Annotated in this window: 19 protein-coding genes; 2 read left to right on the top strand and 17 right to left on the bottom strand. The window is 37.1% G+C overall.

Translation table 11 applies throughout. The features are described 5' to 3' along the window. Positions 1-140: 140 nt before the first annotated feature. From JM64_RS05720 to JM64_RS05670, 12 genes are read right to left on the bottom strand one after another with little or no spacing between them, the layout of a single operon-like run. Positions 141-4,847, bottom strand: coding sequence for a hypothetical protein (locus JM64_RS05720; RefSeq protein ID WP_064011843.1), 4,707 nt, complete (start codon positions 4,845-4,847; stop codon positions 141-143). A gap of 27 nt (positions 4,848-4,874) precedes the next feature. After that, positions 4,875-5,510: a hypothetical protein gene (locus tag JM64_RS05715; protein ID WP_064011842.1), complete on the bottom strand. Its 636-nt coding sequence runs from the start codon at positions 5,508-5,510 to the stop codon at positions 4,875-4,877. A 32-nt stretch (positions 5,511-5,542) separates the two neighbouring features. Further along, a complete protein-coding gene (locus JM64_RS05710; RefSeq protein WP_064011841.1) occupies positions 5,543-5,941 on the bottom strand; it encodes a hypothetical protein in 399 nt (132 codons plus the stop codon). Next, a complete protein-coding gene (locus JM64_RS05705) occupies positions 5,941-6,504 on the bottom strand; it encodes a hypothetical protein (RefSeq protein WP_064011840.1) in 564 nt (187 codons plus the stop codon). The genes JM64_RS05710 and JM64_RS05705 overlap by 1 nt, the downstream gene beginning before the upstream one ends. Continuing rightward, entirely contained in the window at positions 6,476-7,396 is a 921-nt protein-coding gene (locus JM64_RS05700; protein ID WP_064011839.1) for a hypothetical protein, read from the bottom strand. The genes JM64_RS05705 and JM64_RS05700 overlap by 29 nt, the downstream gene beginning before the upstream one ends. 1 nt (position 7,397) lies before the next feature. Beyond that, positions 7,398-7,733, bottom strand: coding sequence for a hypothetical protein (locus tag JM64_RS05695; protein ID WP_064011838.1), 336 nt, complete (start codon positions 7,731-7,733; stop codon positions 7,398-7,400). A gap of 31 nt (positions 7,734-7,764) precedes the next feature. Continuing rightward, positions 7,765-9,015: a type II secretion system F family protein gene (locus tag JM64_RS05690; protein ID WP_231882303.1), complete on the bottom strand. Its 1,251-nt coding sequence runs from the start codon at positions 9,013-9,015 to the stop codon at positions 7,765-7,767. 11 nt (positions 9,016-9,026) lie between these two features. Beyond that, positions 9,027-9,710 carry an energy-coupling factor ABC transporter ATP-binding protein gene (locus tag JM64_RS05685; protein ID WP_064011836.1) on the bottom strand — a complete coding sequence of 228 codons (684 nt, stop codon included), beginning with the start codon at positions 9,708-9,710 and terminating at the stop codon, positions 9,027-9,029. 33 nt (positions 9,711-9,743) lie between these two features. Then, positions 9,744-10,403, bottom strand: a complete 660-nt coding sequence (locus JM64_RS05680) for a class I SAM-dependent methyltransferase (protein ID WP_064011835.1) — start codon at positions 10,401-10,403, stop codon at positions 9,744-9,746. A 40-nt stretch (positions 10,404-10,443) separates the two neighbouring features. Beyond that, a complete protein-coding gene (locus JM64_RS05675) occupies positions 10,444-11,511 on the bottom strand; it encodes a sensor domain-containing diguanylate cyclase (protein WP_064011834.1) in 1,068 nt (355 codons plus the stop codon). After that, complete coding sequence (locus JM64_RS09875; RefSeq protein ID WP_014452158.1) at positions 11,474-11,641, bottom strand: hypothetical protein; 168 nt, start codon at positions 11,639-11,641, stop codon at positions 11,474-11,476. Before JM64_RS09875 ends, JM64_RS05675 begins: the two co-directional genes overlap by 38 nt. 21 nt (positions 11,642-11,662) lie before the next feature. Beyond that, a complete protein-coding gene (locus tag JM64_RS05670; RefSeq protein WP_014452157.1) occupies positions 11,663-12,790 on the bottom strand; it encodes a sodium ion-translocating decarboxylase subunit beta in 1,128 nt (375 codons plus the stop codon). A gap of 175 nt (positions 12,791-12,965) precedes the next feature. Between JM64_RS05670 and JM64_RS10015 the strand changes: the two genes are divergently transcribed. Together JM64_RS10015 and JM64_RS05665 are read left to right on the top strand one after the other, a co-directional pair. After that, positions 12,966-13,148 (top strand): transposase, encoded by a 183-nt coding sequence (locus tag JM64_RS10015; protein WP_231882302.1) that lies wholly within the window; start codon positions 12,966-12,968, stop codon positions 13,146-13,148. Between the two features lie 173 nt (positions 13,149-13,321). Next, positions 13,322-16,810: an ATP-binding protein gene (locus JM64_RS05665; RefSeq protein WP_231882301.1), complete on the top strand. Its 3,489-nt coding sequence runs from the start codon at positions 13,322-13,324 to the stop codon at positions 16,808-16,810. 6 nt (positions 16,811-16,816) lie between these two features. On the opposite strand, the gene JM64_RS05660 is transcribed toward JM64_RS05665, so the two are convergent. The 5 genes from JM64_RS05660 to JM64_RS05640 all read right to left on the bottom strand — a co-directional run bounded on the left by JM64_RS05660 (position 16,817) and on the right by JM64_RS05640 (position 22,913). Continuing rightward, positions 16,817-18,010, bottom strand: coding sequence for an L-cysteine desulfidase family protein (locus tag JM64_RS05660; protein ID WP_041263485.1), 1,194 nt, complete (start codon positions 18,008-18,010; stop codon positions 16,817-16,819). A 215-nt stretch (positions 18,011-18,225) separates the two neighbouring features. Next, positions 18,226-19,176 carry a methylenetetrahydrofolate reductase gene (locus tag JM64_RS05655; protein ID WP_231882497.1) on the bottom strand — a complete coding sequence of 317 codons (951 nt, stop codon included), beginning with the start codon at positions 19,174-19,176 and terminating at the stop codon, positions 18,226-18,228. Positions 19,177-19,207: 31 nt separating this feature from the next. Beyond that, positions 19,208-20,050: a UPF0280 family protein gene (locus tag JM64_RS05650; RefSeq protein ID WP_082868323.1), complete on the bottom strand. Its 843-nt coding sequence runs from the start codon at positions 20,048-20,050 to the stop codon at positions 19,208-19,210. Positions 20,051-20,078: 28 nt separating this feature from the next. Next, positions 20,079-21,500, bottom strand: coding sequence for a homocysteine biosynthesis protein (locus tag JM64_RS05645; protein ID WP_197473433.1), 1,422 nt, complete (start codon positions 21,498-21,500; stop codon positions 20,079-20,081). A 21-nt stretch (positions 21,501-21,521) separates the two neighbouring features. Then, positions 21,522-22,913 (bottom strand): aspartate kinase, encoded by a 1,392-nt coding sequence (locus tag JM64_RS05640; RefSeq protein WP_064012544.1) that lies wholly within the window; start codon positions 22,911-22,913, stop codon positions 21,522-21,524. Positions 22,914-22,965: the final 52 nt, after the last annotated feature.

The raw sequence follows: 22,965 nt of genomic DNA, 5'->3' as shown, positions 1-22,965 counted from the left end.
CACCTTTCCTTTGAGTAAACTACTTTGAAAAACTAACTATTCTTAGTATACCACAATTTCTTGTCGAAAATACCCCAAAAGACTAAAAAAGCGCCGGTCAATTCAAATGTCCGGCGCTTTCCGACAAATGCTTATACTGGCTACTGTTCTATTATCTTGGCTGTTAAGAATATCACTATGTTTCTCTGTTCGGTTTTCTCTTGTACACCTTTGAAAAGCCAACCGATTATGGGTAAGTCTCCGAGAATTGGGATTTTCCATTCCGATTTGCTAACCTCTTCTCTGGCAAGTCCACCGATTATGAGTGTTTGACCATTCTTGAGTGTAATCTTTGTTTGGACCTCTCTTTTGTTCTGCTTCGGGAAGCCTCCTACAACTACTGAATAATCAAAGTTTCCAACTGTTGTATATAAATCCAAGTCTATCGTATCATCAAGGTTTATACTCGGGGTGATTCTTAATTCTATACCGGCTTCCAAATAGTTCATCGTCTGCCTTCCTTCAGAAGTAATTACAACCGGTATAGAATCACCTATAAATATTCTTGCTTGTTCCCCACTCTTTGCCATTATATTTGGGTTTGCCAATAGTTTTCCTCCTCCAGATGTTCCGTATGGAGCTTGTACATTACTACCTGACGTTTTGATTTGGATTTGAGCTTCGTCAATTATCTTGTTCCACAGCGCTTGCAGGTCCATAAAGTCAACAATTTTGAATTTCAGGCTAAGACCTCCAGTACCAATCGATAGATAGTCAGCTGAGCTCAAAATTGTTGAGATATCAAACCCCAGACTGCTCAAAAGAGATTCGTCAACTACTTTTGTTTCGATCGAAACAACTCTAACTTTGGAAACTTTATCGATAACGTTTCTAATATCATCAACATTTTTGGGATCTAAATCATAAGCAATTACTATTCCGGCATCTGTATTCACCATTGCTTTACCACCGTAGAATTCTATAAGTGCTTTGACTTTATCAGCACCACGCGTTACATTAAACGTATACGTTGTTTTTGTTTTTGTGGCTTCAGGTGTAGTGTCAACAACATACACGTTTCCGGATTTTTTAATCGCTATCCCGTAATTCAAAAGTATAGAAGTGAAAGTATCGAAATCTATCTCTGATAGCGACATCGTTGCCGTCGTGTTTATTTGTTTGGAGAATATAATGGGATACCCGAAACTTTCAAAGACGGATTTTATAACGTTTCCAAGCGGTTCATTGTCTATTTTTACACTAATTTTGCCATTCTTAACAGAAACTTTCGACTCGCTAACAGATATAGGTTTTGAAACGTAGACCACATTACCGATTTCCTTAATTTCAACCCATTCGGAAAACACCGATTTGAATGTTTCAAAGTCTATATTATTCAAACTGACGGAGAACACTTTTGTTTGGACATCATCAATTTTGTAAGACTTTCCAAGTTTTGAAAGTACTTGGGACACTATATCAGTTACGTTTTTGTTTGAAGCATTTATTGTTATAAGCCCATCTTTCACAATAACTTCTTCTGGTTGCACTGGTTGCGTTTGTTGCTGTCCCTGGAAAGCTGTTTGTTGAGGAGCAGCGGAATAAATTAAGTAAACATCGTCTGTCTGTTTATAAGTAACGCCGAAGGTTTGTAAATATTCCACGAAGCTCCTAAAGTCCGCTACTAACAATCTCAAGGTAACGTTGGTCTTTAATTCATCTACCAAAATGACTTGTTCTTTAAACACATTACTTACTTTCATTACAAGTTCTGCTAAGTTCTTATTTGTAACTTCGATAAGCAACTTACCATTTATGATGTTATATTCACTCTGCGCATCGAACTGCGATATTTCTTTTTCTATCTTATCTAAGCTTTCTTTCTTGCCAACCAGATAAACTTTATCACCGATTTTGTAATGTTTTACATTTGGATCATAAACAGAAATGATTGTTTCAATATCTCTTGCTTCGAGTTTTGTTGTTAAAGTCCTAACCTCAAGTTGCGTAGAAAAACCACTTACGAAAGATTTTACACTTGCAAGTTGCTCTTGTGTTCCGTAGACTATGTATCCGGATTTTACTTTGTAAGTCTTTACCCCATAAAGTTCCTTTACAACACTATCCAGAACTTCGTCATAGTTAATTAATTCATATTCAAGCTCGGGTGATTGGGTAAGTTTTTCTATCTCTGATTTTAACTTAGCAATCTCATCTTGTTTACCTTTTAAGTACAGCACATCCCCAATCTGTATAGCTTCTACCTTCAAACTCAATAAGTCACGAAGTTTTGTTACATCTTCAAGTTTCACGTTGTTACCTAACCTGAAAGTTTCTATTGCTAAAGAACCTTTTTCTTTTTCAAAGACACTTACTTCTTCCGCTATCTTGTCGAGGCTTTCTTTTTTACCAATTAAGTATACCTTATCCCCTATTTTGTAATATCTAACTGAGCTATCGTAGATGTCTCTTATTATTCCTAAGTAAGCTTCTTCAATCTGCGTGTTGAGAATTCTGATTTCCTCTAACTTGACCTGTCCTAAAAACGCCTTTACATTTTGGATTTGTTCTTTTGTTCCGTAAACTATGTATCCAGATTTTATTTTGTAAGTTTGCACGTTGTATATTTTTCTTAAGATTTCATCCAAGCTTTCATCATAACTAATAACATCGTAAGTCATTTCCGGTGACAGAATCAACTTGTTGATTTCTTTAACTAGTTTCTCAATATCGTTCTTAATTCCTTTTAGATAAGCGGTATCTCCGATAACTTCTACCTTTACATTTAGTTCAAGGAGCGAGCTCAGTTTTTCTAAATCTTCTTTTTTCAAAGAACTGGAAAGTTTTAGCGATTCCAAATCTGACTGCATGTTAAGCGATTTCAAATACGCGGCTGCTCTTAAAGCAGGTTCGATAGGTCCGAAGACTACGGCTTTATTCATTTCTGGGAAGTAGATAACTTCAACATTGTAAACTTTCCTGACATAGTCGATATGTACATTTGAAAGCGAAATTTGGACGGGAACTATGAAATTTTCAACTGTTAGCTTTTCCAAAAATTGCTTTGCATTTTGGGATTGGGTTCCGTAGATAATTAATTTATCTGACAACGTGTATATTTCAACACCGTAAATTTTTTTAGCAATCTCCACTGCGTTTTCATCGTATCTACCGTTCAGCGTTATTATACTTTTGCCAAAGTTTTCTCTGATATTCTTAAATTTCTCCTGAATCGTTGAAGATTCTTGCTTCGGTACAGTTATTATCCAATAACCATCTGTTGTAATGTCAACTGGATAACCAAGAACCTTAGATATCACATCTTTTGAAGGATCAGATGGTTCGGCTTTTATAACAACATTCGTGATGCTTTCTTCGATTGCTTTCTTCAGCCTCTCTATTTCTTTTATTTTCCCTTTTACTAACCTAGAACCATCAGAAAAGGTCTGAACAACAGCTACATTAAATGATTTCAAAAAAGCTTCATCGACTTTAACAGTCGCTGTTGTAAAACTCATAGTGTTTACTAGGTCAAGAAATTCTTTGTATTTCTTCTCATTAACAAAGAGTGTCACGTAAACTGTGTTATCGTATGACTTCACAATATAATTTGGCTCAGCTATATCCAAATAGCTTAAAGCCGTTTTGACAGTGTCTTCCGATGTATCGGAAAACATGACTCTCCAAGGACGTGCAATAACAGGGTCTTCAAGAAGTTTCTTTACTACATTTTCATAATCTGTGGAAACATAAAGTTTATCACCTATAACTTCGACATTAATATCCTTGTAAAGCTGTTTGAGAAATTCCGCAACACGTTGAGGATATTCTGTAGTAAATGTCCTATATTGTGTCTCAATCGCAGGTTTCTGTGCAGGTTTCAAAGTTTTCACTAATTCCCACACTTTCTCGTAGTCAGCTCCGTTAAGAGCTAACTGTTTGATCTCTGGTAGAAGAACAAAATCGAAGTCATAAATCTTCTTAAGCTTCTCTAAGAATCCCTCAAGTTCTTTCTCGTCAGCTGTGTAACTGAAATAATACCATGTTGGTTTTGGTTCCATCTTCTTAGCAGCTTCTCTTGCGGCTAGGCCTATAGCAGATGCTAAAATCTTGTATTCATTAGAACCTCCATAAGTAAATAATTTTGACTTATCGGAAAGTGGTAGCGCGTAGATACTATCCATGAATAATTTGCTCAGCTCTTCAACAGACACCTTTCCACCAGGTATCTGGAAGTTCAGTGCGAATGTCTTTTCGATGTCCTCTTGGGAACCTATGTACAAGGTCTGGTCTTCTGAATAAGCATAAGATAAGCCGGTTAATGTTAAGAGATTTCTCAATATCTGTTCGATAGTAGAATTGTTCACTCTTGTATTTACGAGTTTCCCTTTCGCGCTATCGTATAAAACAAGATTTATTCCAAAGAAGTCAGCTAAGTCTTTAAAAACAACTTCGCTTTTTAGACTTGTAAAATTTGCAGTCATACGCTTTGCAGAGGTGCTCAAAGGCAACCTAATATATAATCTAGAACCTGTGACATTATATGTGGCGCTCACAGGTGTGAGCGTGTAGACAAATAGATTCGCGGCGTCACGGAATGGTATAACCTGAACGGCATCCACACTTTCAGCATTTATAGGGAGGTAAATAGGACTAACACATGTGTCATTTACAACGAAGAAATGAACAGTCTTGCTACCATTTCTCGAATAGTATTGAACCGTAGGAGTCTTTGTAAAAGATACTATAATTACTATCTCACTCGACGTCTTAACGTAAGTCAGGTCGATCAATTCTGCAAATGAACTTGTAAAAGCTAAAAGAAACATGATAAAGCCAAAAAATTTGAGCAAATTTGTGCTTTTCAAAAGCATTCCCCCCTGTTTAATTAACCGTTATTTCTGCATTACTGATATTTTCTTTATCCTTCCATCCGAAGTATCCAAAACAACCAAGAATTTACTACTTACGTAGATGACTTTGTATTTCCCATCGATTAGCTCCTCACTCAACCAAGCTTTTGTTTCTCCATTTAATGTGAGATACACCTTCGTTGTTCTTACACCTCCATCTCTGATTTCTAAGTATCCGTGATATTGTGTATTATCAGAAGTAATATCTTCTATAAATGTTGATGAATCTTGTGATTCCAAGGTTCCTGAAACACCTTCAAGCAAACTTACTAAATCAACAAAATACGGTTCAAAAACGTTCTTGATAATTACCTTAGATTCCGCTATTGAAGCTAGTTCTGTAATACTAAAACTGGATAAATTAGCAACTGTAGTTGCTCCAATTGATGTTGATCCAGATACGTTAGTAGAACCTTGACCAGTAGAAGTTGTAGTATTGTGTACATTAATACTCCCAGGTTGCGATGCTTGTTCATTTGTAGTCTGAGCTGGAGTTGTACCTGCCGTTGATGTTGGTGTTTTTTTGGGACCATAATTTATATACAGAACAACTATAGCAGCAGCCCATATAACTATCGCTATTATTAAAAGAATAACAGTTCTTCTGTTCAGTGCCATTGATTCTCACCACTTTCATTTTATATCAAATTTTATTCAGAACCGCGAATTATCATCGTATATTTCACTGAAAGTTTTTTAAATACTATAGGTTCGCTTAAAGAGGCTTTTATAACGATGTAATCAGTTATAAGGAGCCCACTCGAAAGAACTTCGTATAATTTTTCCTTCACTTGTTCTGGAGTCATTTCATTTTTGGCAAAGGTACTTTGAACGCTGTAAACAGAAGCTCTAACATTCTCTAATTGTTTGAGTTGTGTTTCAAGCTGAGCTATATTCCTGGATACACTTCTCACTTCGATAAATTTTTGCTCAAGTTTTGAGACATAAGTGTATGTTTTACCGGAAAAATAAAGAAGACTACCAAGAGTTGATACTATCAACGTAACAAACAAAATTATCATCGCGCCTTTTCTTGGCATCAGAATCATTATCTTATCCTACCCTCCCAAATGTAGTGGAAATATTTCATGTCTCCCAAAAAATTTCTTTGCTCTAGTAAAGATACAAGCACATCCTTATAAAACCGTGCCAGGTCGTTATAAATAACAGAAGTACTAATTTGTGTTTCAGTTCCGTATTCATAAAAATCTACGTAGAACCTTTGACCATCATAAATAACGTTTGTTAGAAAATAGCTGTTAGTGTTTGTGGATGTGTATTTGAGAAAGCTATGCAAAAAATATGTATTCTTATAAGCTTCTATTATATAATTCTTAATTTCCTCGCTTGCACTTTTCAACTGCGATTCCTTAGCCTTCAAAGAAGAAAGTAGGTTATCTATTTGAGCATCGATATTTCTCAAGTCAGTGGTCGTAAGATTGTTGAAAACCTCCGGATATCTTATCAACAACTTTGAAATTTTTTGTTCCATTATGAAATATGATAACGATAGTAAGGAAATGGAAGGCAATATCGATATAAACAAGAGCATTAAAAATGTAGTAAGTTTCAAAACCCTTTTCTTACCAGGTGATAGATTTAACTTTTCCAAGCTCTAATCCCCCCCTGTATAGTAGCCCGAGGTCTGCCAAGCTTAGTTGTGGATGTGGGAGGACTGTAAGTATTGCCTCGGAAAGTTTTGATTTGATATCAGACTCGGTAGATAAAATGGCTTCCTTGATAATACTCGAACGACATACCAAGGAGATACCATCGATCATTTCTATGCTAAGTTTTTCTTGTTCCGTCGTGTTAATCGAGATTATTACTTCCCTACCTACTATTCCCAGTATGTCATAGGTTATGCTATCAACTATCTTTTTCGCTTGTCCTATCAGTTCTTCATTACCACTGTTCTCTATCTCGAAGATTTCAAAACCTGTCTCCTCTTTGACAATATGATTAATCTCGTTCAAAGATAAATCAATCATTCTTACGTTCAGAATATTCTCACCGTTCATAATTACAATACCTGAAGTGTGCTCGCTAAGCACAATGTAAACCCATCTTCCAGGGAGTTTTTTTACTATCAAGAGTTCGGCAAGAATGTTTGGATAAGCCACGTCGGGTATAAAATCGATATTGTATGAACTAAGGAATCTGAAGAAATCAGATTTTTTCAAAAAGAATACAAGACACTTACCGAAAGCCGAAGGTACGCAAGATACGACTAGATCTTCACTGAGATTGTAAATTCGCCTGATTTCTAACTCAGCAGCCCTTATGCGATCCCTTTCTTTTTTGGTAGGTGGTAACTCTAAGAATGTCATTTGTACAATATCCCACGGTATGTTTATTACCGTTATGTCTTCAGGATCAGCAAGAACAAACTGAGGATAATAGTTTTTTATTTTCAGCTTTCCCACACGGTATTTTGCAATCGTTGTGTTGATTTGTCCATCGTTTAGGCTGTATGTTACCACTCTGTACAAAAATATGCCCAAATTATTTTTCACCTCCTGAAACTTTGAAAAGGATAGGTTCAACCGCTACTCCTGAGTATGTCCCACCTTTTACCCATCTGAAAGAGTTAACCACAAGACCTGAAAGACAACTTTCAGAAGCTTTGTAAAACTCTACCATATCTACCGTGACAATTCGACAGTAATTGTTGCTTTTGTAATCTTTGTACAGTTGAGATTTCCATAAACCTGCATAAACAGCCGTTTCTACATACTCTTTTGTTAAATCAATATTGGCTATTTTCATAAGGCTTGTTGAAAAAGCAACAAAAACAAACCCTAGAATAAGCAGTACGACCATCAGTTCAATGATGTTCAAACTTAGTCACCCTCGCATGATTTTGAAGTATTTATCGCCCAAACTGGCTTTGCATTTGGAATATCGTTGAGTACATTGTAAAAGCGATGAAAGCAATAAACAAACCAACAAACGCAATCATCATTGGCTCGATAAGACTAACGAGCTTCTTTGTATCAGCCAGTATTTCTTCCTCATAGAAATCGGCGACCTTTTCCATGACAACATCGAGTTTACCTGTTTGTTCACCGGTCCCAACCATTTCGTACACAATTTGTGGAAAGATGCCTGTTCGCTTCAGACTATCTTTTAAGTTACTTCCTGCTTTGACTTCTTCAATAACCTTGGATATTATTGCCATAAACCTCGGATTATTAGAAGCCTTAGCAGCCATATCTAACGCATTAACCATTGGAACTCCACTTCCGATGAGAACTCCGAGTGTTCTTGTAAATCTTTCGTTAGCCATCTTGAGCCTCAGCTTTCTTATCGGAGGAATTAATCCTCCTATGAATTCTTTCAAATACGCACCGTATACTGTATCTAAGAAGAATTTCAATCCAACACCAATTACTACAACAATAGGCAACAATATGTACCATTTTTTGGTGAAGATGTAGTTCAATTTCATAAGCATCCCTAAAACCCCTCCTTGGGGCGTTGTACCAAAGACAGAGATAAGCTTAGGCAAAATGAAAACAGAAATCACAATAACGACGGCTACAGCAAAACCTAAGATAAACATTGGATACGCCATGGATGATTTTACTTGTTCTCTTAATCTGTTCATTCCTTCGTAATAGTTTGCGATTTTTTTCATAGTAACATCTAATACACCGCCTTCTTCACCTGCACGCACCATGTTTATAAAGATAGAGTCAAACACTCCTTGTCTTTCAAGCGCGTCGGAAAAGGACATACCTCCTTTCATGTCCGCTGCGACTTCTCTAAGTATATTTCTGAATTTTTTTGAGAGCACCTCTTGTTCTGAAAGTGTCATTATCGCATCAACAAGTCTCAAACCTGCACTTATCATTGTTTCCAACTGTCTTGCGAAAAGAACAATATCTTTCAGCTTCACTTGGAAAACTGTTCTTTTTTTAGCTACATTGCGTCCAGGTGAGACAGGCCCCGCGGACGTCCTTACAGATACCCTTTTTTCACTTTTTTCCACAATATCGGTGACCAAAATACCTTGTTCCTTAAGTTTGTCCAATGCTTCTTTTATACTATCCGCTTGAACAATTCCTTTCAGCTTTTTTCCACTTCGATCTATACCTTTATACTCAAATACCAAACACACCACCCGCCCTTTTAAGTGTGGGCTACTGATGACCTCACATCTTCCAAAATAGTACCGCTTTTCAAGACTATTTTTCTATCGCACAAATCTTCAAATAACTCTGGTTCATGAGTTGCAACAAGAAAACCCTTGCCACTGTTTTTGAATTTCTTAAGAATTTCTCTAACCGAAAGGACACCTTTCAAGTCTAATCCGGCAGTTGGTTCATCAAAGATGAGGAATTCCGGTTTATGTAACAAAATGGATGCAATCGCTACCTTCCTCTGCTCACCACCAGATAACTTGAAAGGAGATTGCTTAAGTATATTTTTTCTTAACCCTACAAGTTCAAGCACTTTCTCAATATCTTCCTGGGTGAATGGAACACCAAAGTTCTTTGCAGCGTAAGTAATTTCTTCTTCAACAGTTTCGCTAAAAAACTGTCTTTCCGGTATCTGGAAAGCCACTCCAAATCTTTTACGGAACTCGTATGGGTAAAAGAAAGGGTCCTTACCGTCGTAAAGTAAAAAGCCCTTAGAAGGCTTTATAAGCAAGTCCAGCAAATATATAAGCGTTGTCTTTCCGGAGCCTGTATTACCAATAAGCAAGATGCTCTCATCTGTTGAAAAAGATAGATTTATGTCTTTAAGTGCCACTTTTTCAACATCTGTTTTCTCTTCAAAAATAACAGAAACCTTCTTTAACTCTATAAGCACACTTATTCACTCGCTTACCTTTAATATCTAAATTTATTCTTTTCGGGATAGATAAATTCGAATACCGCCCTCTTTCCAGATATCCTTGGCGTTGCCAAAAACTTCTTTCATGAAGTTCCTTATCCTCTCTCCACCTTTATTGTGATACGCGACTAACTGGAGTGTTCCTCCAAGCTTTAGGTGTTCGTAAGCTCCGGTAATTAAATCCATCCACACTTTCTTACCAGCAACAATTGGCGGATTAGCGATAATATGGTCAAAAATCATTCCTTCCCAAGGTTCATATAGGTTCCCTTGTCTTATGTCAGCATCGATATTGTTGTCTTTTGCGTTTATTTTTGCGAATTCAACAGCTCTTTTGTTGATGTCAGACATGAAAATTTCGATGCTGGGATTTTCTTTTTTCAGAACGATGCCTATTACACCATATCCACAACCTATGTCTAAAACCTTCCCACTGACTGGAGCATGATGATTGACAAGTATCTGTGTAGCTTTGTCAACATCTCCAAAAGAGTAAACTCCTGAAGGACTTTTAAACGAATAGATGTGCCCGTTTTTCAGCTTAAGCTGGACTTCTCTAACTTTTAAAGGAGTTTGTGGTTCTTCAACGTAGTAATGTTCAAAATGCTCAGAATTTCTTGCGGTTTGTTGGTTTTGCTGTTCTTTGTTTATGTCATCCCTTTTACCCATTATTTCACCTCCGGTTTAAGATTAAAATCGCCCTTTTATGCTAGTATGCAGCAAAAACACGGTTTTGGTAAAGCTTTTCTTGAGCTTTTGAGATAAGTGTGTTCAAGTCTTTTCCATCTGTTCCATATTCAGCTATGCTTATTTGAACTTCTAAGCTAATTCCTAATTTTGAAGAGAAGTTTGAAATCTTTTCTTCGAGTCTTTTCATTAACGCTAAAGGATTTTCTTTTGAAAGGGTGAGTATCACAAATTCATCACTGTTGGTTCTACCAATTACATCACTTTTTCTGCACGATTTTGTAATAACTTTCGATAGTTTAACTAACAAATCATCACCGAATTCATATCCATAGACTTTGTTTATCTTCTCAAATTCCTTTATATCCAGGAGCATTATATACAACTTAACCGGAATTCGTTTCGTTATTTCAGAATACTTATCGAAGTAAATAGCTATATTCTTCAAATTAGGTAGGTAAGTTAACTTATCAAAAAGGTTAACCCTGTCAATCTCTGCATTCTTTGCTTTTATAGCCTCTATTAGCTCAAACTTTTCAACAACGGTGGAAAGCAAGTTTCCCATTGCCTCGGCTACGCTTTGAAACTCAACTTCTTCGAATATATTTTCATGTTCACAAGTATCCAAATTGAAGAAACCTACCACCTTCCTTTGTGATCTTATTGGGATAGAGATAAAAGCCTTTATGTTATCAATACTTTGTGCTTTTTGTTGAATAAGCTCCTCATCTTCGTTCAGTTTTCTTGCAAGTTCTTTGATTAAATCAACACTTCTTCGTTTAATTACATACGCGTGCTTGAATCTTCTCATAACCATCTCTTTCGGAGTAAATTTAATGTTCTTCAAAATGCCGTAATCGTGGTTGTAAACCGCCAAATAGAAATATGTCCCATCTTTATCTAGCCATAAAACACTTCCGCTATGAACAAAGCTGAGATTATCAACAACTATCTTAAGCAATTGCTCGAAGTCCTTTTTTTTGAGACTAGTCTCTCTGTTCGTGGTTATACGCAGTAGATTTTCACTAAAAAGAAAGAACATATTTTTGATCTCATTCTGAAGATTTTCCTTCACCTTTTTTCGAGCCATTACTATCACTCCTAGTAAAAAACTTCACAAAACCTGTTAGCAAAATGTAGAACAAAAAAAGTATACCTATCAGCACTAAATATCCAGTGATACCTATTTTTAACGCTAGCAAGAAGTTTACATTCGACATACTCTCATCTCCGTCAACATTTTACAAATTCCCTACGAGTGCTATGAGTATTCCACCAGCAAGCACTGAACCTATTTGACCAGCAACATTTGCTCCAACAGCGTACATTAATAAGTAATTTGTCGGATCCTCTTTTCTACCCAACTGATGAATAACTCGTGCAGACATCGGGAACGCAGAAATTCCAGCCGCTCCGAGCATCGGGTTGATTTTATTCCTAAGAAAGAGATTTAGGAACTTTGCAAATAATACACCACCAGCGGTATCAAAAACAAAAGCGACAACACCCAAAAGCAGTATGTAAAGTGTTCTAGGTTGTAGGAACTTATCAGCTGTCATTGTTGAACCTATAGACAACCCTAAAAGAATAGTAACGATATTGGCAAGTTCTGTTTGAGCAGTTTTTGAAATTGAGTTTAACACTCCGCACTCTCTTAAAAGATTTCCAAACATTAAAAAACCTATCAGTGCAGCTGCACTTGGAGCAATTAAGCTTGCAATAATGGTAACTAAAATAGGAAAAATAATCCTGGCGGTTTTATTCACTTTTAAACTCTTCGGGGCCATTTTTATTCTTCTTTCTTCCCTGGTAGTGAGTGCTTTTATAACCGGTGGCTGTATTATTGGAACAAGCGACATGTAAGAATAGGCTGCCACCGAAATCGGACCAAGCAAGTCTTTTGCGAATCTTCCCGCGACGTAAATTGAAGTTGGGCCGTCCGCGGAACCAATTATACCTATGGAAGCTGCCTGCTTTATATCAAAACCCAAAAGCGTTGCAACAACCATCGTTGCAAATATACCAAACTGAGCAGCCGCTCCAAAAAGGAACATTATAGGATGTTCAAGCAAAGGTCCAAAATCAATCATTGCACCTACTGCAATAAATATCAAAAGTGGAAAAATTTCTGTTATAATACCTATGTCAAAGAATATGCTCAGAACACCACGATGTAAAACTCCGCCCATCCATTGGTCAATAGCGGAAGAGAAAGGAATATTTACCAATATTGTAGAAAAACCTATGGGAATCAGTAGTGCTGGTTCATACTCTTTGGAGATAGCAATATATATTAGAAAAGCCCCTACTCCTATCATGACAACATTACCTATACTCAGTGCAAATATCCCATTTAAAAGCTCTTGCAATTAAAACACCCCCCGCATATTCGCTGATAATGTTAACTAAAAGTATTGAAACTTTCCAAAAACCGCATTATCCTTTAAAGAGGGGACACCCCTCAACCAACTCTTGACAAAAGCAGGTCCCCCAAGATGAATAACTCAATGCTTTCTTGGCCAAGCAGTATCATTTGGTAAAAACATGTGTGAATCCAAGTTTTCATTGCTGAAAGACTTTTTCCGACTCAAGCGAGGACTGAAGAATAAGAAGAATTTAGCGAGACATATTCGAGGTTTTTGTGTAGTGAAGAATCTTTGGAAAACGCACAATGGTAATATCAATCTCATTCTTTCACACTTACACTCTTTCATCACTATAAGTTAACACTATCTATTCGCTACGCAGCGGTTCGGTTATTAAATACTCTCCTTATTTCATATTTTAGCATAGACAAGAAGAAATTGGGTGTGTTGATTTTTTTGTAATTCTAATTTTAACTCAAATTCACTATATTAAAATATCAGAAAAATACATCTGGAAAAAGGGGCGTGATTCAAGTGCCTAAAATTTCTATAGTCTTTGTTTTTCTGCTGTTGTACAATTCGATAATCTCATTGCAAGCAATAGCGGTGTTCCTACGGTATCGAAACAAACCAATCTCTATAATAGGAGCCATCACATCATTTGCCGTGGGATTTTACTCATTCGGCTATGCTATGGAATTACTTAATTTACTATCAGGAAATATTAGCCATGCGTTTTCTTGGTATAAAGCACAGTATTTCGCTATTCCGTACATTCCAGTGCTCTGGTATTTCTTCGTTTCGACTTTCTCAGGAAGAAAAATTACAAAAAAGGAAATTACAATACTCTTTATTCTTCCTGTTCTCACTACCATTTTCGTTTGGACAAACGAATTGCATAATTTTTTTTTAAAAGGTTATGTCGTCGAAGGAAATTATATATTGAGAGGACCTTTCTATTACCTACAAATATTTTACAGTTACACTATTTCATTCTTGGGTTATTACATGCTCTTAAAAATGGTTAATAGATACAAAACAGTTTTTCGGAAAGCTACAATAATCCACTTATTTGCTGCAGTTATGATACCTGTTACTGCAAGTGCTGTTTATATCTTGTTCAACCTACCTGTCGATTTGCTACCTTTCGGGTTGATGATAAGTATAATCATTATACTATTCGAAGCACAAAAGTTACACGGATTTGATTTAGAGTCCGAGATAAAAAATATTGTTTACGAATCATCCAAAGATTTGATAGTTGTTCTCGACAAGGATGGTTATATAATCAGCGCTAACAAAACGTTCGAAAACTTTATCAAGAACCTAGTTGGAAAAAGTGATATTTTATACCAACCAGCCAGGAACATCCTTAGCGAAGAATGCTTGGAAGTCATAAAACACGGCGAAGGCGTGGTCAAAAGGTTTGGACGTTATTTTGAGGTATGGGCTAATCCATTGAGAGATAAAAAAGGTAATGAAAAAGGAAAGGTTGTATTCTTCCACGACATAACCGATGTAAAACTCTCAGAACAAGAAAGAATGTTAGAAAATGAACGTTACAAAACTCTGTTCGAATTTGCTCCCGTTGGGATACTTATCGAAGATGAAGAAGGTAACATCATCGACGTGAACCCCGAATTTTGCAAAATAAACGGAAGAACCAAAGAAGAACTGATAGGTAAAAATGTCAGAATTCTCGCACCAAAAGAAGATGTCGAAATGGTTAAAAAGAACATCCAAGAGATACTTTCTGGAAAGACTTTGGTGCATACAGTAAGAAACGTAGGAAAGCACGGAGAAATTAGGTATCTTGAGCTCTACGAAACGAGCATCACTTTACCCAATGGGAAAAGAGGTATACTTTCTATTCAAAAAGATATCACCAAACAAAAAATTGCACAGGAAGTCATTAGAAAGCTTGCAAAGTATCAGCAAATTATCATAAACTTAGCTATAAACTTCATAAACCTTCCTATCGAAAAGCTTGATGAAGAGATTTCAAAAGCCGTTGAACTTGTTGCCAAAGAGCTAAATATTTCAAGGCTAAGGGTTTACAGGTTTATCAAAGACGTGGGAACTTTTGCATCTATTAGTTCTTGGGTTTATTCTGAAAATCCAAATGAAACCTCTACAATCACTTTCGATGTAGAAAAAGTAAAAGGTCCAGAGTTAGAAAATCTAATGCAAGGAAAACAGTTTGTAATTACAAAAGAAAAAACAAAAAACGAAGAGATAATAAGAATACTCGGAGAACACTATGCTGCACTTATCACTCCAATAATATTAGAAAACAAAGTATCGGGTTTTATAAGTGCAGCATCTAAAGAACATAAGGATTGGCATCCTATTGAGAAAAATATATTCAAGCTCTTAGCTTCATTAATCGCAAACGTTGAGGCAAAGAAACGATACGAACAGGAGCTGATATTAGCAAGGAAATTAGCAGAAGAGGCAAGCATAGCGAAAAGTAACTTCTTGGCGAACATGAGTCATGAAATTAGAACACCTTTGAACGGTATTGTAGGTTTTGCCAACTTGCTTGCTGAAACAAACTTAGACGAGAAACAAAGGAAATGTCTATCAACTATACTAAAATCTACGGAGGTCTTGCTTGGAGTTATAAATGATATACTAGACTTAGCAAAAATCGAGAGTGGTAGACTACAACTTGAGCTTGTTGAATCTAACCTAAAAGCCGAACTTCAAAGCTCACTCATGTTGTATGAAGCAAAAGCAAGAGAGAAAAACCTGGACTATAATATTTTTATCGACGACAATATTGCAGATTGCTTAGTTTTTGATCCTGTCAGGCTCCAGCAGGTGTTGTTCAATTTAATCAACAACGCAATCAAGTTTACGCCTGCAGGTGGGCTAGTGTCTGTTCGTATCGAAAAGGTAGGGGAAGACGAGGAATATCAATATATAAGCTTCTCAGTAAAGGATACTGGGATAGGGATTCCCAAGGAAAAGATTGAAAAAATATTTGAACCATTTGAGCAGTCTGATGTTTCAATAACCAGAAAATACGGAGGAACCGGACTTGGATTGTCAATTAGTAAACAACTAGTGGAACTTATGGGCTCAAAAATCAATGTTGAAAGCAAAGAAGGTAAAGGAAGCAAGTTCTACTTCACTCTTAAACTGAAAAAGTGTGTAGCCAAAACAACAAAAGATACGAAGAAAACTTCTGAAATAAAAAAGTATAAAGCGAAGGTTTTGGTTGCTGAAGACTACGAAGTAAACAGACTGCTCATTTCAGAGATACTCAAAAAATTCGGAATAGAACCTGAATTTGCATCTAATGGGAAGGAGGCTGTAGAAAAAGCTCTAAAGAACAACTATGATTTAATCTTCATGGACATAATCATGCCAGAAATGGATGGAATAGAAGCCACCAAAAAGATAAGGCAGTTCAATCTGGATGTTCCGATAGTAGCCTTAACTGCACACGCTATGAAAAACATCAAAGATGAGGTTTTGGCATCCGGGATGAACGATTACGTTGTCAAACCTATAAAAGTTGAAGAAATAGCTCGCATTCTTGAGACGTACTGTAGTCACTTAACTGAAAAACCAGAAACTGTAAAAAGTGTTGAATCATCAATTTTTGAAACGACAAAAAGAAAAGCTAAACCTGATGAAAAAGAACAAGCTGAAGATATTGCAGACGATATATCCAAACTAAGGGAAGAACTTGAAAAAGCCGAAAAAGAATACGACCTGACACCGGAATTCGAGAAAGAACTGCTTGAGACATTTCTTACCTCCTCGAAAGGCTCACTAAACAATATAATTATGGCACTATCAACGGGAGATTTTGAAACAATACGGCAAGAAGCCCATAGCATCAAAGGTTCCGCACGTTCACTAGGTTTTGAAGAAATAGGTGAACTGGCAAAAGATATCGAATATGCTGCGCGTGATAGAAACTCTGAATTTAATTATCTGGAACATGTTGAAAAGATTTCTGAGTATATAAAACTTGTGGAAAAGCTATTTGAAGAGAGGTTTAAAAGCTAAAAGCTACTAGCAATGTCCTATAAAATTTATAACATCCTCATCAAAGTTTCTAAGAGAATTGGTCAGAAGTTCCAATCTCCTTATAGTTTCTTCCACATCTTTTGCGGCAAATCCGTTTCCGCAAGGTATGTTTGTATCGTTCAAAGACAACTTGACTGAGTTCAATGCCATCTGAGTACCTATACTTGCTTTTAGCGCGCAACTTCTCTTTGCACCATCGCACGTCATACCAAACAATGTAGCAAGTACGTTGTTGATGGAGTTCTTGATTTGCTCGACTGTTCCATCCTTCAGATACACAATACCAGCTGCCGCACCTGCCGAAGCTATGCTACCAGCTCCACATATTGGGGTTAACATCCCTGTGTAAGCTTTTATGTAAATGGTAACAAGTATACTAAGCAAAATTGCTTTTTCTTTCTTATCTTGCGATACACCAAGTTCATCCGCAACAACTGCTACAGGGACTATACAAGAAATCCCCTGGTTTCCACTGCCAGCAACAGTCATCACAGGTAATAATGCTCCACTCATTCTTTGGTCAACACCAGCAGCAACGTACCGTGGTATACCTTCAAGTATTCTTCCAAAATTTCCCTGTGTATCCAAACCTATTCTTGAAATCTCGACATTGTATTGGATAGCTTGTCTAACAATCTCTAAGACATCTTCTTCAGGATTTTGCACATAATCAAATATCTCGTTCAGTGTGATACTTCGTGCTGTTTCTTTTTTGAAATTCACACTCGATTGTACATTCAGTATCTCATCTCCATCCACAACGATTCTAGTAACATTATCATGAGAATCTGTTATCTCAACAATTACCTCGTTCTCTCCCACAAGCTTTGTTTTTATGTGCAAGCGCATATCGTTTTCGTATTTCACAGTAACCTTATCCTTCATCTCATACGCTTTAGAAATCACTTCGGTTGTCACGTTTTTAAAGACCTCGAGCCCAAGTTTGGAATCACCTACTAAATAAGCCAGCATCGCTGCAATTTCAAAGCCGTGTAGATGAGTTCCTGGAATACCAACTTCCAAACCGTTTTTGTAAGTGTTTCTATCCATTACTATTTCTAACCTTTCCAGTTCACCCTTCAGATAATCTTTCCCCACGGCGACAGATAACCCAACAGCAACAGGTTCTGTGCACCCGTAAGAGAGCTTCACGTTGTCAAAAAAAACATTACGAATTATTTGCCTAATCTTTGAAAGTCTACCAAGCTTTTCGAACTCAGCCAATTCACATCCCACCCTTGCATTAATCAACAGCTGTTCAACCACGTGTTGAAAATATTCTATCACAAATTGTTTTACCAATCGAATTCATCCTGTGATTTTCTGTCTCATATTAAGCACAGCAAGAGTGAACTTTTACTCATTCAATCGATAGTTCTCAAAATTTCTCATTCTCATTTGAGTATGCTTTGAGTATGCTTAATTACTTCACAGCTCTCCTCTCCACGCCCCATTGTAAAAATGTGTATACCTGGAGCACTGTATTCGATAAGCTTTTCAACAAGCTCGACTGTAAAACGTATTCCTACTTTAAACTCTTCTTCCTTTGTCTTCGCATTATCGATTGCCTCAACAAACCTTTGAGGTATGGTCACAAAAAATTTCTTTGGAATGTTAAACACTGAACTTTTGCTTACTACAGGTTTCACTCCTGGAATTATTGGGACATTTATGCCTATACTTCGACAACGTTCAACGAAGTCTTTATAAACTTGTGCATCGAAGACCATTTGTGTGATGATATAACCCGCTCCTGCATCTACTTTTTGCTTGAGAAATTTCAAATCAGTTTCCAGGTTTGGGGATTCGTAGTGCTTTTCTGGGTATCCCGCCACCCCTACGCAAAAATTTGTCGGCTTAGCTGATGTGTAGAGGTATTTTCCCATGTTCAGGTCTTTTATTTGTCTTACCAGCTCAACAGCGTACTTGTAATCTCCCTTGTTATAATTCTCAACACTTGAGGCAGTTTCACCACGTATAACGAAAACATTATCAACCCCCATTATATCCAGGTCTATCAACATATCCTCCATTTCAAATTTACTCATCCCAACACAAATAAGATGAGGGACAACATCAATTCTGTATCTATTCATCAACGCAGCAGTTAAGCCAAGTGTTCCAGGCCTTTTGACCTTATGAACCTTAACAATTTTGTCTTCGTATTCAATGTAATCTACTTCGACAGGATGCCTTGTAATACTTATAAATGAAATGTCATAGTTCATAAGCTTATCCAGGGTTCTGTAGATATTTTCAACATCCTCGCCACGTTTTGGTGGGATTATCTCTATGGATATAATCCTTCTTTCTTTGACCATTTCCGTAACCTTCAACTTCCCCACCTCCAAAGTTTTACAATCTACAAAACTAAAACTAAACTGAAAGTCTCACATTTCCGTAAACAAGTAGTTTATTCTTAACAACAAACAATACACCCAATATATATCTTTTTTCATCGATATCATCCTTGACAAGCCCCAAGACCTTTTCAAAGTCTTTCTCGCTTTTTATTAAATTCCCGTATTTCGTTGCGAAAGCATCAGCAATCACTGCACTCCTTGCTATTACACAAGCTGCATCGGCATTCCCAAAACTTACCGAATGGCCTATTTTTCCAGAAGAAGTACATACCCCATATTCACCAGGTCCTAAAATAATAGAGAGTTTGTTGAATTCACTATCAAAATTTGCAAAAATTCCTATTCTTACCTCACTTCGAACGTTTAAATAAATATCACCACCATTTTCTACAATAACCTCTTTGCTTCCGTGTATCTTCAACAGATACTTTCCAACCGATTCAGCAAAAGCTCCAGCAACGGCAGCCATCGGTCCTACTCCTGCTAATTTAGACGCTTCAGCCATTGCGAGGATTATATCTGTTATTGGTTGAAAAAGAGAAACATCAACAGGTTTGAAAGATTCAAAGAACTCCTTGTTGAATTCTCTTAATCTTTCAAGCTCTTTGTAGTGGTTCCTAACTAAATCATAAACTCCTTCAAGCATCTGAAGGTTGAATTTATCGACCCCTATTGCTAAGTCGGTGTATTTGTATTTAACGTAAAATCTTGTGAATCTTTCAGAGTAGTAATCTCTGTAAAATCTCTTAACAACTTTGAATTTTCTTTGACTCATTTGGATTTCTTCAAATTTATCAAATTGCCCAACATATCCATGGTGTTTCTTTTGCATTTTTCCCTCACCTTCAAATTCCATGTACATCCCTCGCCAAGATTTCAATTTATCAATAAGGCATTTCAAATTTCGTCTCTGACTTTTCATCCGGTAATTTGAGTCCAATGGGACACGTATCAGTACACAACATACAATATACGCACTTTGACTCATCAAATTTCACCTTATCCTTTTCCCAATAAAGAGCTTCATAGTTACATACCGAAACACAAGCACCACAATTGACACATTCTTTGTGTTTGTTTAGTTTATCTTTTGGATTTAGCACTCCCATAACATATTCGACTTTCTCATTTTCCAAATGAGAAACAATCTGCTCAACTTTTGAAAGGTTTTTCAACGTTCGTTCTTCGTCAAGCATTGCTGATGGATTCGTCAAAAAGAAGTTGCCGGCTAGTATCCATTTTTTGAGAGTATGGGCTATCTCTCTGGCTTTTTCTAAGCTCGAGAGTGATGTTGTTCTTACATCTTTACCGTTTATTTCAACCTTACCTGACTTCAGTTGTGCGTAACTTACTACACCAACAGTAGGTCTTTCCAGTTTGGAATAATCCTTTATCTCCGTGTGGAGCTCTTCGTTGGAAAGACTGACATAGTAGGCTATTTCTTCATTTAAAATTGGTATCGGAACACCAACTCCGACAAATAGTGTCACACCGTAGTTTTTAAAGTATGCTCCTTTTACAAATTTTGAATCCATCTTCTTAGCATCGCCAATCAGCGCGAGTGTACGTGCAGGAACAAGTGGAACACCATATTCGCTTTCCTTCACTTGCGTTCTGAATTGCGTTCCATACCAAGCAACGTATCCAACCGCACCTCCAAGGAATATCCTTGTTCCAATACCTATTGTCAACATTTTCGGGTCTTTAAGTAACGGACTAAGCTCACCGGATGTTGAATAGTTGACATTGCCATAATTTGGTAACAGCTTGCCCATGTAGGTATAAAGTGTTCTATCAGAACTATTTGTAGCTGCAGCATAGTTTTGATAGGCGTTTCTCGGATTGAATAGGAAGAAATCGTTTATCATATCCTTGTTGATATACCCTCTGAAGTATTTTCCCGGATAGCAATCTGTACCTTTTCCATAAGCTTCAAGTAAGAGGTTCTCACCTCTTATGAGCATCTCTATAACATGCCCACCACCAAACGTTTTATCAAATTCCGACTCTTGCGTTGCACCAATGTATCCATCGACAGCAGCAAGTCCGCCGTAAACCTCCACACCAGCAAGTTTTATCTTTTCCATTCTCATAGGGGGCATTGTGTGACCAAAGTTTATAAACGCCCCACTGGAGCACATTGGAGCAAACGTTCCTGTAGTCACAACATCCACTTTTTTTGAAACTTCTCTAATACCTTCTTCTTTGGCAAGTTTTACAACCTCTTCAGCAGTAAGAACAACAACTTCACCTCTGGCAATTTTCTTGTTGATTTCCTCTATGCTTCTCAACTTGTCCAACTGCATCGCCCCCTTTCTTCGGTTTTCTTAACCCTTCCCAAAAAGTTCACTGTGAACCATCCTAACTGCATCCTTTACTTTCTGGGCATCAACTAAGAAGTACATCGAAACTTCAGAAGCGCCTGCGGAAATCATATCAACGTTTATCTCACATTTTGATAGAGCACCAAAAACTTTAGCTGCTATACCATGTGTATCGAGTAAACCGTAACCCACAACTGCCACGAGTGCTTTGTCCGTTCTGTATGAAATTCTCTCTACTTCCCTAAGCCTAAGCGTTTCAGCAACTCTCATAACTTCCGGAAGGTCTTTTTTAGAAACTATTAGATTTATCGCTGTCTGGGAGGTGATAACGAACTTAATATTTAAACCAGACTGTGCCATGCTTTTTGAAATCTCACCCAATACACCTGGAACCCGTCCCAAATTTGCCCCGAAGAACTGAACAACTGCCACATCATCCGTGAACGAAACACTCTTTACACATTTCTCAGAAAGATGTTTTTCATTTGAAACTACCGTGCAGTTGCTGAGGCTGAAATTTCCTGAAAAACTGCACACATACAACGGTATTGAACGGTTCTTAAGTGGTTCCACTGCATTTGAATGGACAATCTTTGCACCAAAATATGAGAGCTCCTCAAGTTCATCGTAACTGAGTTTTTCAAGCAATATTGGATTCTCAACGATTTTCGGATCACCGCTAAGAAAACCGTTAACATCTTTGAAAAGTATAACATAACTAGCATCTAAAGCGTATGCCAAAACAGTGGCCGTGTAATCACTCCCACCACGTCCTAAGAGAGTTACATCACCATCTTTCGATACACCATAAAACCCAGGAACTATGGAATGCTTGTTTTTCCAATCATCCAAACGTTTTTCAATCATACATTTTGTGGGTTCAAGGAGCACAGATGCAGTCCCAAATTTTCCATCGGTTATTATCCACTCCTCCGGCATCTTAAGTTCAAAATCAAGACCTTCCTTTTGCAGTAATTTTTGCAACACATATGCGTTAAGACGTTCGCCATAGCTTATGATTAAGTCTTTTGCAAAATCAGGCACCTTGTGAAGTAATTTAACCGCATCGAATATTTTCTCTAGTTCAAAGACTTTGTTTTCCAATTCTTTAAGCTCTTCTGTTATTTGATGCGAATTTCCATCATTACTCATTGATAATAGTGAAGAGTGCAGATCGTAAAGCTCACGCAAAAATGTTCGAACATCAATGTTTTGAAAGTTGTTAACCGCGTTAATCAATCTATCGGTAATACCATAAGCAGCACTCACAACCAAAACTAACGTTTTCCCCTTCTCAAACTCGAGTATTTCTTTAATTTTTGCTATTACTTCGCAGTAGCCTTGAAAGTTTTTGAAGTTCGAACCACCGAACTTAACTACAATAAAACCATCCATTTTGCTCACGGTATCACCTCCTACGTAAAAGTATGGTATAAATATTTTAGTC

Source organism: Fervidobacterium pennivorans, assembly GCF_001644665.1.
Classification (GTDB): Bacteria; Thermotogota; Thermotogae; order Thermotogales; family Fervidobacteriaceae; genus Fervidobacterium; species Fervidobacterium ngatamarikiense.
This window is presented reverse-complemented; position numbering and strand designations above follow the sequence as displayed.